Source organism: Pedobacter aquatilis (assembly GCF_030409415.1).
Lineage (GTDB): Bacteria > Bacteroidota > Bacteroidia > Sphingobacteriales > Sphingobacteriaceae > Pedobacter > Pedobacter aquatilis.
On sequence record NZ_JAUFPW010000036.1, the window covers coordinates 249,161 to 264,608 of the forward strand.

Below are 15,448 nucleotides of genomic sequence, written 5' to 3' on the forward strand. Positions count from 1 at the left end.
TTAACCAGATAATTATCCCTAATTATGAGCACATTTCTTTTAATTATTTGTTCCTTCTATGTTGTTTCACTTTTCTCAACGGTTTACAGCTATTATTCTGCAGAACCAATGCCAGAGGATTACGAAATGATGTAATATAAGTTTCAACAGAAAATGAAACTGTGGGATACGTGCGTTGAATACGCACTTTAATTTACTGATATCAGGTTTTTTAAATTACTTGATAACTAATACTACGCCATCATTTTTTATCTTATAATAATATTCTTTCTGTGTATTATGCTTTAGCACTTGAATAGCAATTACCTCACCGATTTTTTTGGCATAGCATATAATATCACCTTTCTTTACACGATCTAATACAGATGCTGTGGTATGCTTCGAAATATTTATCATTATGTTCTCCCCTTTATCTATTTAAGCAACAATATATTACAAAAAAAGTTTTAATAACATCAAGTGTACATTGAGTTAACAATTGTCAATTCGAGTTTTAATATTTGTTTAGAATAATTATAACGAGGAAAATATATATTCAGTATCTAAAGACATTAAACTTCTATGTTTTGCGAGCTTTTTTTTTACAATCAGGTTTTTAACAAATTCACTACTAACAAAATCTTAAGAATATCAATTTTATTAGTTCTATGAGAATTTACTGGAGATTTATTAAAGCAAAAGGCTTCCAAAAAAGTGGAAGCCTTTAAACTATTATGTGTGTTGTTGTTTTACTAATTCCAACCGCCACCTAAAGCGTGGTAAACATTTACCACTGCATTAAGTTGTTGTTTTTTGGTTTCAATAAGCTCTAATTTTGATTGTAATGCATCTCTTTGTGTCATTAAAACCTCAAAATAATCTGCTCTGGCCGCTTTAAACAGGTCATTTGAAATATCAATTGATTGTGTAAGGGCCTGCACTTGTTGTGCCTTCAAATCATAGCTTTTTTGCAGATTACCGATGTTGGATAATTGATTGGCAACATCTATATAGCCATTTAAGATTGTTTTTTCGTAATTGAAAACAGCTTGTAATTGTTTCGCATTGGCGGTTAAATATTCAGCTTTTATGGCATTTCTATTAATTAGCGGACCAGCTAAATCTCCTGCTAAAGAATAAATTAACGACTCTGGAGTTCTTATTAAATACGATGGGTTAAAAGCCTGATAGCCTAAGGTTGCTGATATACCCAATGAAGGGTAAAACTGCGCTTTAGCCACTTTAACATCTAATTTTGCCGCAGCCAAATCATATTCTGCCTGTTTAATATCCGGACGGTTTGCCAATAATTGAGAGGGAAGACCTGCTTGAATATTTGTTGTAACAAGCGTAGTAAAGCTGGTTTTATCTCTAACAATTGGCTGAGGAAACCGGCCTACTAAGAAATTAATTTTATTCTCTGATTCTGTAATTTGCTGCTGAATTTCGAACTCTAAACTTTTTGAACTTAAAACCTCTGCTTCAAATTTACGAACCGCCAATTCTGTAACCCTCGTTGCCTGCTTTTGAATTTTCATCAACTCGAGCGCATTGCTTTGCAGAGCGATATTTTGCTTTACAATTTCTAGTTGATTGTCTTGCGCCAGTAACTCGTAATATGTATTAGCAATTTCTGCAACCAGATTCGTTACGACAAAGTTTTTGCCTTCAACTGTTGACAGATAGCGTGTTAATGCTGCCTTTTTTGAATTGCGGAGTTTGTGCCAAATATCAGCTTCCCAATTTGCCTGCAAGCCAAAAGCATAATCAGGTAGTATCTCTGGCACACCTTTGCCTGGAGTAATGTCTGTTGAAGCATCTCCTGCACCAGCGCTTGTATAACGCCCAACCTTATCAATACCTGCCCCAACACGATAACCTACACTTGGTAAAAGTTCACCCTTTTTCGCTTTGATTTCATTTTTGGCAATTTCAATCTCTTGAAGTGTGATATTCAGTTCCTGATTATTTTTCAAAGCCGTATCAATTAAGCTCACCAAATTCGGGTCGGTAAAAAACTGGCGCCATTGTACTTTGCCGCTACTTAAAGTATCTTGCGAAGCAGTAAAGCTTAAAGGAACATTTTTATTTTCATCGCGTTGAGCAAAATCTGGCACTTTACATGCGCTGTAAACAGCGCACATAAAAGCCAACCCAACCATTTTATATCTATTATTCAGCATTGTTTTCTAAATCTTCGGTTAACGGATATTCTTCTTCAATTTTGATAAGCTTACGTTTATCGGCAATTGTACCAAACACATAATACAACCCTGGAATTACAATAACCCCAAATACAGTTCCGAACAACATACCACCGGCAGCAGCCGTTCCAATCGTTCTGTTTCCAACGGCACCAGGTCCGGTCGCAAAAACCAAAGGAATTAAACCTGCAATAAAGGCAAATGAAGTCATTAAAATTGGGCGGAACCTTACTACTGCACCTTCCATCGCCGATGCGAGAATGGTTTTACCTTCGGCGTGTTTAAGGGCAGCAAATTCTACTATCAATACCGCATTTTTACCAAGCAAACCAATTAACATTACCATTGATACCTGGGCATAAATATTATTCTCCAGGCCAAAAAGCTGTAAGAATAAAAATGCGCCGAAGATACCCGCAGGCAATGAAACAATAACCGCTAAAGGCAAAATGAAACTCTCGTATTGAGCAGAAAGCACCAGGTAAACGAAACCTAAACAAATCAGGAAGATGTAAATCGCCTCATTACCTCTGGTGGCCTGATCTTTTGAAATACCTGCCCAATCGATACCATATCCTCTAGGTAAAGTCTTTTTAGCTACTTCTTCTACCGCTTTCAAGGCTTCGCCTGAGCTATAACCTACCGCCTGAGACCCATTAATCTCGGCTGAGTTGTACATATTATGACGTGTAATTTCAGATAGTCCATAAACCTTATCCATCGTCATAAATGATGAGAATGGTACCATTTGGTCTTTATTGTTTTTAACATACAACTTCATAACATCCTGAGGAAGTGCACGATATTGTGGTAATGCCTGTACAATAACTTTATACTGTCTACCAAATTTAATAAAGTTGGTTTCGTAGTTACTACCGATTAAATCTGATAAAGTTTCTAATGCTTTTTCGGGTGTAACACCTTTTTGCTGTGCCTTATCGTTATCTATATTCACCATATATTGCGGAAAACTAGCACTGTAAAATGTAAATACAGATTGTAATTCCGGACGCTTGTTCAGTTCTTTTACAAAATCCTTGCTCACTTTTTCCATTTGAACATAGTCATTGTTACCAGCTTTATCAACCAAACGTAATTCAAAACCACCAGCAGCTCCATAACCCGGTACAGCAGGCGGCTGGAAAAATTCTACCGTTGCGCCAGGCAAATCTTTCGATTTTTCTTCCAATTCTTTAATTACATCCTGAGCTGAATTTTTACGGTCTTTCCAATCTTTAAGGTTAATTAAACAGGTTCCTGAGTTAGAACCAGTACCTTCTGTAAGTACCTCGTATCCCGCTAAAGCTGAAACAGACTTAACACCTTCTATCTCCTCGCAAATTTTCTCCAGTTTTTCTGAAACTTGATTTGTACGTTCCAAAGTAGAACCCGGAGGCGTTTGAATAATGGCATAAATCATCCCCTGGTCTTCATTAGGAATAAAGCCAGATGGAACTGTATTGCTTAAAAAGTATGTACCTATACAGAATGCACCTAAAATTCCAAATAAAAGCAACCTGCGGGTTACCACTCTATCCATCACCTTTTGGTAACGACCAGTTAACCTGAAAAACCAGGCATTAAACGCATCTAAGCCTTTATCAATAAGCGCTTTTTTCTTCGTGTGTGGGTTATGTTTTTTAAGCATTATGGCACACAAAGCAGGTGTTAGCGTTAATGCTACAATACCAGAAAGAATGATTGCCGTGGCCATCGTTATCGAAAACTGACGATAAAATACACCTACCGGACCAGACATAAATGCTACCGGAATAAACACCGAAGCCATTAAGAATGTAATTGCTACAATTGCGCCTCCAATTTCACTTAAAGCTAATTGTGTTGCTTTCAAAACTGATAGTTGCCTATCTGCTTCCATCTTGGCGTGCACGGCCTCGATTACCACAATGGCATCATCAACCACAATACCAATTGCTAAAACCAATGCAAACAAGGTAATTAAGTTCAGGGTGATGCCGAAAAACTGCATAAAGATAAACGAACCAATTAATGACACCGGAACTGCTATCGCCGGGATTAATGTTGATCTCCAATCGCCCAAGAAAATAAAAACCACTAGGCCTACTAAAATAAATGCCTCTACGAGCGTATGTACCACCTTTTCAATTGAAGCATCCAAGAATTTAGAAACGTCATAACTGATTTCGTAATCCATCCCTTTGGGAAATGATGAAGCCTTAATTTCTTCCATTCTGGCTTTTACATTCTTGATTACCTCTTGAGCATTACTACCGTAAGATTGTTTTAAAACGATAGCAGCAGAAGGCTTACCGTTAATGTGCGAATACAAATCGTACATGGAACTGCCAAATTCTACATCGGCAACATCTTTTAATCGCAACAGTTCGCCGTTTGCACTAGCCCGAAGAATAATATTTTTATAACCATCTTCGGTTGTAAAACGACCTGAATATTTTAGCACATATTCAAAAGATTCTGAACGTTTACCAGAACTTTCACCCGTTTTACCTGGAGATGCCTCTAAACTCTGGTTGTTTAAGGCTTCCAATACCTCTTCAGAAGAAATTTTGTAGGCCAGCATCTTATCGGGTTTTAACCAAATACGCATCGCATATTCCCGGTTACCCAAAATATCGGCAAAGCCTACACCATCTACTCTTTTCAATTCGGGAAGTAAATTAATATCCGAATAATTGTAAAGGAAGTTTTCATTCATGTGCGGGTCTTTACTGTACACGTTAATGTACATCAGCATATTCGGCTGCTCGCGACTGATTTTAATACCCTCACGAATAACTAATGGCGGTAATTTATTTGTAACTGCTGCCACACGATTTTGTACGTTGATAGTAGCCTGGTCTGGGTCGGTACCTAAATTGAAAACCAACTGCACTGATGCTTCGCCGTCGTTACCTGCATCAGATGTCATATATTTCATTCCAGGGATACCATTTAAGGCTCTTTCCAAAGGAATAACTACAGCCTTAATTAACAGTTCGTTGTTTGCTCCGGGATATTCTGCCGTAATATTTACCATTGGTGGCGAAATATTTGGGAGCTGTGTTACGGGCAAGCCGACAAGGGCTAAAACGCCAATAAATATGATGACCAATGATATTACAATTGATAATACTGGTCTTTTAATGAATTTACTAAACATAATAATCTTGTTTTGAGAGAATTATTCAGCCTTTAATTGCAATTGTTTTAAAGCTTCTTTTGGAGCAACGAAAGTATATTTCACCTTATCATCGTCCCTTACTTTCTGTACACCTTCTAGTAAGATTTTATCCCCTGCAGCAAGGCCTTTTGATACGATATAGATATCAGGAAGTTCGCCACCAATACCGATTTCCCGGGAGTGTACAACATTTTTACTGTCGATTACAAACACAAATTTCTTGTCCTGTAATTCGTAAGTTGCCTTTTGAGGAATGATTAAAGCATTTTTTAACGGTACAAGCATCTGGATTTTGCCAGTTTCACCATTTCTTAATAATTGATTTGGATTTGGGAACTTAGCCCTAAATGCAATGTTTCCGGTTTCAGAATCGAATTCACTCTCTATTACCTCAACCTTTCCTTTGGAACTTAACAACTGACCATTCGCCAACATCAAACTTACCTCTTGTTGCCCTTTACCTTTTTCGGTACTTTGATAATTTAAGTATTCAGGCTCTGAAACGTTGAAATAAGCATAAATCTGGCTATTATCTGATAAGCTGGTTAGTAGAGCACCTTCATCTACCAAGCTTCCTAATTTTAGCGGAATACGATCTATAGTACCATCAAACGGCGCCCGTATTTCGGTATTTGATAAGTGAAATTTTGCTACAGAAGTTTGCGCATTGGCTTGTTGCAATTTTGCCTTCGCCATCGCCAATTCGTTTTTAGATACTACATTTTTATCAGAAAGTAATTTGGTATTTTCAAGCTCGATTTCAGCAGCTTTAGTTTCTGCTTGCGATTTCAATAATTCAGCCTGAGCCATTCTAGGCATAATCCTGAACAAAATTTGACCTGCTTTTACATGCTGACCTTCATCAACGTAAATATTTTGCAAATAACCCTTTTCTTGAGCTCGGATTTCAATATTTCTAACCGATCGGATTTGAGATACATATTCCTTAGTAAAGGATGTATCCATTGTAACTGGAGCTGTTGCTGTATAATTAACAACTTCTTCTTTTTCTTCTTTTTTTGATGTGCAACTGGTAACGTAAAGCAAGGCACAAATGCCTAAACACATAACACTTCTTTTCATCTTTTTGTCGAATAGTTTATCTGATTTAATTATTTATCATTAAATTCAAGAGCATTCAATTTGCAAGACAATTTCTGTGAAGAAGTAATCGACTTATAAATTAACGTACCCTATTGATTTAATACTGGTACGAAATAAGTACAGATTTATGAAGTTATAATGAAGTTGATGAAGGAAGCCTATTGCAAGTATTATAGTTTAGTAACCAATGTTAATAATAGAATATCGAAATAATTGGCCGGAAGATTTTTTAAAAATTAAAAATGTATTGCAACGTACTTTATCGGGATTAGAAATTACAATTGAACATATTGGAAGTACAGCTATCCCATTTTTAGCAGCAAAACCAATAGTCGATATAGATGTAATTTATAATAAAAAAGTATCCTTTGGGCAAATTAAACATCGCTTAACAGAACTTGGATACTTCCATAATGGCAATCAAGGTATTAATGAGAGAGAAGTTTTCAAAAGACACAAAACTGTAGAACATAAAATACTTGACGCAATCAGCCATCATTTATACGTTTGCCCTGTTAATAGTGAAGAACTTGAAAAACATCTTTTGTTTAGAGATTATTTACGAAACAACGATTCTGAAAGGTTAGAATATCAGAAACTCAAATATGTAATTGCTGAAGAAGCTAAAAACGACAGAAAGAAATATGCTGCCATAAAAGAAGTTAAAGCCGAGGATTTTATAGAACAGATAATCGCGAAAGCGAAAAACAAAGATAAGTTTAACCTATGAAACAAACTTCATAATAAGAGAACAAATTATAGCTTTTAACTATTAATGTATAGAATTTAATGATTGTGATTAATCCGCACAATAACCTAAATTTATCAAAGTTGATTAATCGATAAATCAACCCAACTTATCAAAATATAAATCTTATAATATGGAAAAAGATCCAAACGACATCAGCAAATGCCCATTCCACAACGGCGCTATGAAACAAAATGTTGGCGGCGGCGGTACCAGAAATCATAACTGGTGGCCTAATCAACTAAAATTGAATATCCTTCGTCAGCAATCCTCATTATCAAATCCGATGGATAAGGATTTCAACTATGTTGAAGCTTTTAACAGTTTGGATTTGGAAGCTGTAAAAAATGATTTACATGCATTAATGACAGATTCTCAAGATTGGTGGCCAGCAGATTTTGGCCATTACGGTGGTTTGTTTATTCGTATGGCATGGCATAGCGCAGGTACTTACCGTGTTGGCGATGGTCGTGGTGGTGCAGGTGCAGGCTTACAAAGATTTGCGCCTTTAAACAGCTGGCCAGATAACGTTAGTTTAGATAAAGCACGTAGGTTACTTTGGCCAATCAAACAAAAATATGGTCAGAAAATCTCCTGGGCCGATTTAATGATTTTAGCCGGAAATATTGCTTTGGAATCAATGGGTTTTAAAACCTTTGGATTTGCAGGCGGCAGAGCCGATGTTTGGGAAGCTGATGAATCTGTTTATTGGGGTTCGGAAAAAACCTGGTTAGGCGGTGATATTCGTTATGCTCATGGTTCTGATGGCGCACCTAAAGAACATGGCGTTGTGGTTACTGATGATGATGCGGACGGTGATGTACATTCACGCAACCTCGAAAAACCTTTGGCGGCGGTACAAATGGGTTTAATTTATGTAAATCCAGAAGGACCAGATGGTAACCCTGACCCAATTTTAGCTGCTAAAGACATCCGCGATACCTTTGGTAGAATGGCAATGGATGATGAAGAAACTGTTGCATTAATTGCCGGCGGACATACTTTTGGTAAAACGCATGGTGCGGCTTCGGCAGATAATGTTGGTAAGGAACCAGAGGCGGCAGATATAGCCTCGCAAGGATTTGGATGGAACAATAAATATGGCTCTGGCGTAGGTGCTGATGCCATTACAAGCGGTTTAGAAGTAACCTGGACAACTACCCCAACGCAGTGGAGTAATAATTTCTTCGAAAATCTTTTTGGTTTTGAATGGGAATTAACAAAAAGCCCTGCTGGTGCACACCAATGGGTAGCAAAAGATGCCGATTCTATTATTCCAGATGCATTCGACAGTAGCAAAAAACATAAACCAACCATGCTAACAACAGATCTTTCCTTAAGATTTGACCCAGCTTACGAAAAAATATCAAGACGCTTTTTAGAAAATCCCGATGCATTTGCTGATGCTTTCGCAAGAGCCTGGTTTAAATTAACACATCGCGATATGGGGCCAAAAGCTCGTTATCAAGGTGCAGATGTTCCTCAAGAAGATTTACTGTGGCAAGATGTTATTCCTGAAGTAAATCATCCATTGGTTGATGAAAATGATGTTTCAGCACTAAAAGCAAAAATTGCACAATCAGGTTTGAGTATTAGTCAATTAGTTTCAACGGCCTGGGCTTCGGCTTCAACATTCCGTGGTTCTGATAAGCGTGGCGGTGCAAATGGTGCGAGAATTCGCTTAATGCCGCAAAAAGACTGGAAAGTTAATAATCCTGCACAATTGCAGACAGTATTATCTAAATTAGAAGGAATTCAACAAGATTTTAACAATAGTTCTGTTGATGGCAAAAAAGTTTCGCTTGCCGATTTAATCGTATTAGCGGGTTTAGTTGGTGTTGAGCAGGCTGCAAGCAAAGCTGGTCATTCAGTTACAATTCCATTCAATGCTGGCCGTATGGACGCATCGCAAGAACAAACTGATATCGAATCTTTTGGCTATTTAGAACCAGTTGCGGATGGTTTTAGAAACTATAGAAATGTTAAATATCAGGTTACTACAGAGGAATTATTGATTGATAAAGCACAACTTTTAACGCTAACTGCTCCAGAATTAACGGTACTTTTAGGCGGATTAAGAGTGTTGGATATTAATACAGATGGTTCTAAAAACGGTGTTTTCACAGAAAATCCTGGTCAGCTAACGAACGACTTCTTTATCAACTTATTAGATATGAATACACAGTGGAAATCAACATCAGACGATAAGGAATTGTACATTGGAACCAACCGTAAAACAGGCCAACCGAAGTGGACAGCTACAAGAGCCGACTTAGTATTTGGTTCAAACTCAGAATTGAGAGCAATTGCTGAAGTATATGGAAGTGCAGATGCAAGAGAAAAATTTGTTACCGATTTTGTTCAGGTTTGGAACAAAGTAATGAATTTAGACAGGTTTGATTTGAAATAATCAATCAATTATATATAAAAAAGTTAAGGTGTTGCAGTTAATGCAACACCTTTTTTATTTAATTTATTTAGCTGTTTGGTCAAAGTGATTTGAAAAAGCTAGGTTCGGATTTCTTCCAAAATAAAAACACCTGCACTTTATTAAATGGAGGTGTTTTTATTAAATTATTGGTAGAGATTTAATTCTGAAACACAAATTGCCTTGTACCAGCTTTGTAGTACAATTCAGCAAGTGTTTTTTGGTAACCAGCTACCATACTTTCCTGTTTTATTTTCATATCAATAAGCTTGGTTTCCCGACTATTAATTAAGAATAAAGTACTCTCTCCTAAATTAAACTTTTGATTTTCGCCATTAACCAAAATTTGCTGGTTTTTAATGCTTTGTATCTGCACATTCAGCTGTGCAGAATATGCAGACAAATCGTTATAAGAAGCCATTATATTATTTCTAATTTCTCGACCAGATTGCTGCAAATCGTAATTATTTTCTAATTGCTTTATTTTAACTTCTCGCAGTTTTCCACGCTCAGAACGTAAAAAAAGCGGAAACGCAAATTCTACCCCAAGCTTATAATTACTCCAGTTAAAATCATAGTATCCGGGTACGGTATTACTGAAATCAGTTCGGCTCGAAATTAAATTTCCAATAATATTAAGTTTGGGTTTCAGCAATTCTTGCCTGTAACTTTTTTCAATTTCTAGTTGGGCACTTTTACTTCTCAATTTTACAAGTTCTGGATGCTGATTAGCCGCTTGCCCGATAAGTGTATCTAAAATTAAAGGATTCGGACGAGGTATTGTTTCTAATACAAATTGCGGCAAGGCATCTATTGGTAATTCTAACGGATTTCCATCTTCATTCCATAAATGGTTTGATAACACCAATCTTGCATTTTGTAATTCAATCGCTGTTTTTTCCTTTTGAATAATACGTTCTTGTACAGTAATGTATGCTTCCACGGAATCAATTGCTGGCTTATCACCAATTATAGTTTGCGCACTTAAAGCCTGAAACCTGCGTTGTGCCAAATCGACACCTTCGTTAACTAATTGATACTGTTTATAAGCATAGTACCAGCTCCAGTAATCTTTAACAATTTCGTACCAAACACTATTAATTTGTTTTAGTTGTTCCGCTTCTGCATATTGCACCATTACTTTAGCTTGCCTTAAAGTACTGCGGCGAGCATCAATAATAAAACCCTGACCTAAAGGAATACTTAAACCAATTGCAGATAAACCTTGATTATTGGTTCTGTTTTCTGGATCTACATAGGTACCAACATTTCGGTCGTAACCAACTTTTAAATCAGCTCCTGCTAACCAAAGCGGAATTTTCAATTCACTATTCCACTTGTTGTAGTATTCTGTATTACCAAAAAGCTTTCTTGCGAAGCCTGCCTTTAATGCCGGGTCGAAATAACCTAATGATTGCAAAACACTTGCTCTTGCAGTTTCGCTTAAAAGTGCTGCCTGCTTGATTATTGGATGATACCTAAAAACCAAAAGTTGCAAATCATCTAATGCAAAAATTTTAGCGGTATCTACGCTCACTGTTGTTTGCGCTACGCTTATGTTATTAAATAATAGCATCAGCATTGAGGCAGACAATAAAAATTTCTTAAAAAATATTTTCATTTATACCTCCGCTATTATTTTTTATCCTTGCTTTCGCTAGGTTCTTTTTCTAAACTTGGTGGAAAACCGTTAAGTTGACGCCAGATTTCATACCAAAGTGGAACCGACCTTAAAATTATGCGTCCATACACACCTGAACCTTGCCTTAGCTGTGGTGGCCATGGGTCATCCTTAGTTGGAACCGGATTAGTTTGGCTGATTAATAAACGATAATTACCACCAGTACTGCTCACTTTATCAATAGAAAATACTTTTCCGGCAAATGTACCAACGGCTACTGATGGCCAACCAGAAAACTGTACTGAAGGCCAACCTTCAAACTGCAAACGCACATCGCTTGTATCCAAAATTAAGGGCACATCCATTGCACTAACGTACAATTCTGCTGCAACCATAGGTGATTTTGGTTGTAATGTTGCTACAGATTCGCCTTCTTTAATATTTTCGCCAATACCTGCTTTGAGCGTTTTTACTACATATCCACTCTGTGGTGCTCTAACTACATACAAACCCCTTCTTATGCTGATGTTAGATATGTCATTTCTTAATTTTGCAATATCACCCTGAGCGCTAGCTCTGCTCGAAATCGCAGAACTCATATCAGATTGTGCTTTAGACATGGATTCCTGATATTTGGCTCTGATGTTATCCAACTCGATAGAAGCATTTAAAAGGTTTTGTGTGGAGTTGCTAAGTTTATTCTGCTGACTAATTACTTTGGCATTATCTTCCTGCAATTTTAATCTACGTGTTTCAATATCCGTTAGTGAAAAAAGTCCGTTCTTGTAACCTGTTTCATATCGTTCTAAACGAACTTTTGTCGTTTCATAGAATTTTTGAACGGCCAAAAGTTCTGCACTATCAATGCTTACATAGTTTTTAGCCTGACGCACTTTGTTCTCGGCAGCTTTCATTTGAAAATGAAGGCCGCTTGTCATAGCTGTCATTTGTGCTTTTGTAGCATCAATTTTTTGAACCGCAGCAGTCTCACTTCCCCGTTTTGCATCAAGTTGTTCATTTAAACGTTTTGGTAATTCCGGGTCGAAATAAGATTGACTGGTTTCAGAAATTACGAGTATTGTATCTCCTCTCTTAACCTCCTGACCTTCACGAACTGCCCAATGCTCAATTCGCCCACCAATTTGATTTTGTACCGTTTGCGGTCTGTCTTCTGGGCGTAATGCCGTAACAGTTCCTCTACCAGCTATAGTTTGGCGATAAGGCAAAAACAAAAGGATAAAGAAAAATGCAAATATAAAAAGCATGATTCTACCCAATCTTTTAGGGCCTTTTGCATCAATAATTTTGCTGTTAGCATGTACCGAAAGTTCTTCCCAATTTTTAATTTGAGCAAGATTGTTGCTAATTCTACCCATGATTAGTATCTCCTTCCTCTAATTCAAGATCTGTTACAACGGCAAGTTTCTCACTACCTGTAACCATATCAAATACAGTATTTAAATTGGTCATAAGCTTTTCTATTGCGTAACTTATCTGCACAATTATTACTTCGGCCGCAACGAATTGACCAAAAGTCATCTGACGTTCGAAAACAAAGTAAGAACCCAAAAGCAATAAAGCCCCCATTAATACAGTTCTTGTTGCAACGGCGGTAATAAAAAATCTTTTTAAAACACCAAAATGTTGATTACGAGCCTGGATGTAATTGGCCGTTATTTCATCAGTGCGATTGATAATTTCTTTTCGTTTCTGGCTGCTTTGCCTATAAGTGTCCAAATCGCTCGCAATCTCTTCCAAGTAACCTACAACCTCATATTTATAGCTCGATTCTTCGATGCTGGTTTGCACACCCTGACGGTAGTATAAAAACAAAATTAGAATAATAACGGCAAGAACAAACATTCCAAATACCATAAACACAGGGTGATAAAACGATAACAAAATAACGCTAAAAAATATTTGAACCGCAGCCGCAACAATGTCTACCAATAACTTCGTTAGCCCTTTTTGTATAGTTAAAATATCAAAAAAACGATTAATAAGTTCCGAAGGATTTTCACCTTCCAAAGCCTTTTTCTTAATCCGCGGTAAGCGGAAAGCAAACTCTAAGGCTGCTTTTGTGAATATTTTTTGCTCTAAAAACTCAACTAAAGTAAGCTGGCCAATAAGCAAGGTACCACCCACAACAATGCCTGTTAATATTACCGCAATAAGTATATAGGTTGAACTATACATTGCACCGTTTGATAATAGATTAAATACAGCACTTGTGCCTAATGGCAGCGATAAGCCAATTAAGCCAATTAACATGGCGTAAATTAAAATGTAATTGATGGTTTTACGCTCCAGATGAAGCATTCGCACCAATCTTTGCCAAGGCGTTGGCGCAGCGGCAATCTGATGATTTTTCATTTAAACAATATTGATAAACAATTTTCCTGATTTTCGACCTTAATATAAAGATTGAAGTTAAAATTTACGAGACCCAACATTAGAATATAATTAAATGTTTTACCCGCATTTAATGTTTTTCAGAGATTGAGTTTTATTCAAGCAAAGAAAATTTAGGGAATGATTAGCTAAAGTAGTTAGGAGGCGGCGTTGGTACCGTTTTTGGCGGCTCAACATTAATTTTGATTCTAAATGAATCAATTTTAATTGGCAAAAAATTAATCGAAATAAGAGATTGTGGCACAAGACTAGAAAATTCGTACAGAACTAATTTCTTTTTGTTCTTTTCGCAAGCTTCTTCTTCCTTGTCCTTATTTTCTTCTGTTGATTTTTCGATAGCAAGCGCATTTTCATTCGGAGAAAAACAAGAAATTGAAAAGGCTATAACTTTAAAGGCTAGTATGCTTAAAAGCATAAAGCCAAAAGTACTTTTCAAAAAATTATTTCTTAACTTTTGCATCACTAGAATTGCAAATATAGTACAGAAGTGAGTTATATCAGAGAAAAATAATACAATTATTATCTAAATAATACTTTTATCATTTGAATATCAGATGATTCTTATAAATATGTAGAATATGTCAAAAAACAAATCCTTTCTAAGCATATTTCCTACGAGATTAAAATAAGATTAGAAAAGATTTGGATAATTAAGTGAATTTATTCTTCATCACTAGTGTTTTTTAGTTTCATTAGCAAAGAATAAGCACCTTTTGATACGATTTTTTTGCCAGTTAAATCGGTATGGATTGATATATTGCCATCACTTGCTTCGCCTGTTGTCACAGCAATCATTTTATATTTCTCTTTCGATAGTTGTTCAAATACAAAATCCTTGTTCTCAAAACTAACTACAGATTCTTCTGGCAGTAATTGTACTTTTTGATTTTTAAACTTCAGTTCTGCATTCATATACATTCCCGGAACCAGACTTTTATCGTATTTCTCGAAATGACAATGAACTTCACTACTTCCACCCTCTTCAACATTATGACCGATTAGGATTACTTCTGCTTCATATTTAACATCTGGTTTTACATTGTTAAAAGTGATAACACTTTGACCCATGCTTATCTTGCTTAAGTCTTTTTCAAAAACAGTTAGGTTTAAATGAATATCTGTTGGGTTAATTAGTTCAAACAGCACATCAGATGGTGTAACATATTTACCAATATTCACATTTACCTTACTAACATAACCATCAATTGGAGAATACAAATTAATAGACTTTGATATTTTACCATTCTTTAAAGTGTTTCCGCTGATGTTAATCAACTTCAGTTTTTCTAACAAGGCGCTATGCTCAACCTTTAAGTTTTTGTATTCAATTTCAGCACCTTGTAAGGTTTTATCGCTGTTCGCTTTATTTACATTTAGTTCTTTTTGTCGCGTGAGTTCTTTTTCAGCATAATAAAGTTTATTTGTAATACTTAAAAAATCTTGCTGCAACTGGATGTATTGTGGGTCTTCCATAATGGCAATTACTTGTCCTTTTGCAACATGCATTCCAGGTAAAAGCTTTGTATGCTTCAAATACCCACCCAATGGAACGCTAATCGAAATCAAGTTTTGAGGTGGTACATCAATTTTACCTTGCAATTTCAAAACTTCACTGGTTTCGCCCCATTTTGGTTCAGCAACCTGAAGTTTAATATTTGCAAATTGTGCTGCTGCTAGGCTAACTTCATCTTCCGAAATTGGTTTCTTTTCTTCTTCTTTTACTGGCTCGCTTGTGCAGGCATATGTGGCGCAAATGGCTAGAATAACCATGTATTTTTTAAATTTCATT

At 36.4% G+C, this 15,448-nt stretch carries 10 protein-coding genes; 2 read left to right on the forward strand and 8 right to left on the reverse strand.

Features of this window, described 5'->3' with window-relative positions; all coding sequences use genetic code 11:
• Nucleotides 1-731: 731 nt before the first annotated feature.
• Genes QWY86_RS19450 through QWY86_RS19460 form a run of 3 tightly spaced genes read right to left on the reverse strand, consistent with a single transcriptional unit; the run spans nt 732 to nt 6,429 of the window.
• Nucleotides 732-2,162 carry a TolC family protein gene (locus tag QWY86_RS19450; RefSeq protein ID WP_290244579.1) on the reverse strand — a complete coding sequence of 477 codons (1,431 nt, stop codon included), beginning with the start codon at nt 2,160-2,162 and terminating at the stop codon, nt 732-734.
• Entirely contained in the window at nt 2,152-5,325 is a 3,174-nt protein-coding gene (locus tag QWY86_RS19455; protein WP_290244580.1) for an efflux RND transporter permease subunit, read from the reverse strand. The genes QWY86_RS19450 and QWY86_RS19455 overlap by 11 nt, the downstream gene beginning before the upstream one ends.
• 21 nt (nt 5,326-5,346) lie before the next feature.
• A complete protein-coding gene (locus QWY86_RS19460; RefSeq protein WP_290244582.1) occupies nt 5,347-6,429 on the reverse strand; it encodes an efflux RND transporter periplasmic adaptor subunit in 1,083 nt (360 codons plus the stop codon).
• 208 nt (nt 6,430-6,637) lie between these two features.
• Between QWY86_RS19460 and QWY86_RS19465 the strand changes: the two genes are divergently transcribed.
• A complete protein-coding gene (locus QWY86_RS19465; RefSeq protein ID WP_290244584.1) occupies nt 6,638-7,180 on the forward strand; it encodes a GrpB family protein in 543 nt (180 codons plus the stop codon).
• A 151-nt stretch (nt 7,181-7,331) separates the two neighbouring features.
• A complete protein-coding gene (katG, locus tag QWY86_RS19470) occupies nt 7,332-9,608 on the forward strand; it encodes a catalase/peroxidase HPI (RefSeq protein ID WP_290244586.1) in 2,277 nt (758 codons plus the stop codon).
• Between the two features lie 178 nt (nt 9,609-9,786).
• Here the strand turns inward: katG and QWY86_RS19475 are convergent, their stop codons facing one another.
• From QWY86_RS19475 to QWY86_RS19495, 5 genes are all read right to left on the reverse strand, one after another.
• Entirely contained in the window at nt 9,787-11,247 is a 1,461-nt protein-coding gene (locus QWY86_RS19475; RefSeq protein ID WP_290244587.1) for a TolC family protein, read from the reverse strand.
• A gap of 14 nt (nt 11,248-11,261) precedes the next feature.
• Nucleotides 11,262-12,623: an HlyD family secretion protein gene (locus QWY86_RS19480; protein ID WP_290244588.1), complete on the reverse strand. Its 1,362-nt coding sequence runs from the start codon at nt 12,621-12,623 to the stop codon at nt 11,262-11,264.
• Nucleotides 12,616-13,620 carry an ABC transporter transmembrane domain-containing protein gene (locus tag QWY86_RS19485; protein ID WP_290244589.1) on the reverse strand — a complete coding sequence of 335 codons (1,005 nt, stop codon included), beginning with the start codon at nt 13,618-13,620 and terminating at the stop codon, nt 12,616-12,618. The genes QWY86_RS19480 and QWY86_RS19485 overlap by 8 nt, the downstream gene beginning before the upstream one ends.
• Before the next feature lie 163 nt (nt 13,621-13,783).
• Entirely contained in the window at nt 13,784-14,095 is a 312-nt protein-coding gene (locus QWY86_RS19490) for a hypothetical protein (protein ID WP_290244590.1), read from the reverse strand.
• Between the two features lie 224 nt (nt 14,096-14,319).
• On the reverse strand, nt 14,320-15,447 hold the full coding sequence (locus QWY86_RS19495) for an efflux RND transporter periplasmic adaptor subunit (RefSeq protein WP_290244591.1): 1,128 nt from the start codon (nt 15,445-15,447) through the stop codon (nt 14,320-14,322).
• Nucleotide 15,448 lies beyond the last annotated feature (1 nt).

Excerpts from the sequence above, each read along its gene's own strand:
- QWY86_RS19450 (WP_290244579.1), bottom strand. The coding sequence starts at position 2,162 with ATGCTGAATAATAGATATAAAATGGTTGGGTTGGCTTTTATGTGCGCT.
- QWY86_RS19455 (WP_290244580.1), bottom strand. The coding sequence starts at position 5,325 with ATGTTTAGTAAATTCATTAAAAGACCAGTATTATCAATTGTAATATCA.
- QWY86_RS19460 (WP_290244582.1), bottom strand. The coding sequence starts at position 6,429 with ATGAAAAGAAGTGTTATGTGTTTAGGCATTTGTGCCTTGCTTTACGTT.
- QWY86_RS19465 (WP_290244584.1), top strand. The coding sequence starts at position 6,638 with ATGTTAATAATAGAATATCGAAATAATTGGCCGGAAGATTTTTTAAAA.
- katG (WP_290244586.1), top strand. The coding sequence starts at position 7,332 with ATGGAAAAAGATCCAAACGACATCAGCAAATGCCCATTCCACAACGGC.
- QWY86_RS19475 (WP_290244587.1), bottom strand. The coding sequence starts at position 11,247 with ATGAAAATATTTTTTAAGAAATTTTTATTGTCTGCCTCAATGCTGATG.
- QWY86_RS19480 (WP_290244588.1), bottom strand. The coding sequence starts at position 12,623 with ATGGGTAGAATTAGCAACAATCTTGCTCAAATTAAAAATTGGGAAGAA.
- QWY86_RS19485 (WP_290244589.1), bottom strand. The coding sequence starts at position 13,620 with ATGAAAAATCATCAGATTGCCGCTGCGCCAACGCCTTGGCAAAGATTG.
- QWY86_RS19495 (WP_290244591.1), bottom strand. The coding sequence starts at position 15,447 with ATGAAATTTAAAAAATACATGGTTATTCTAGCCATTTGCGCCACATAT.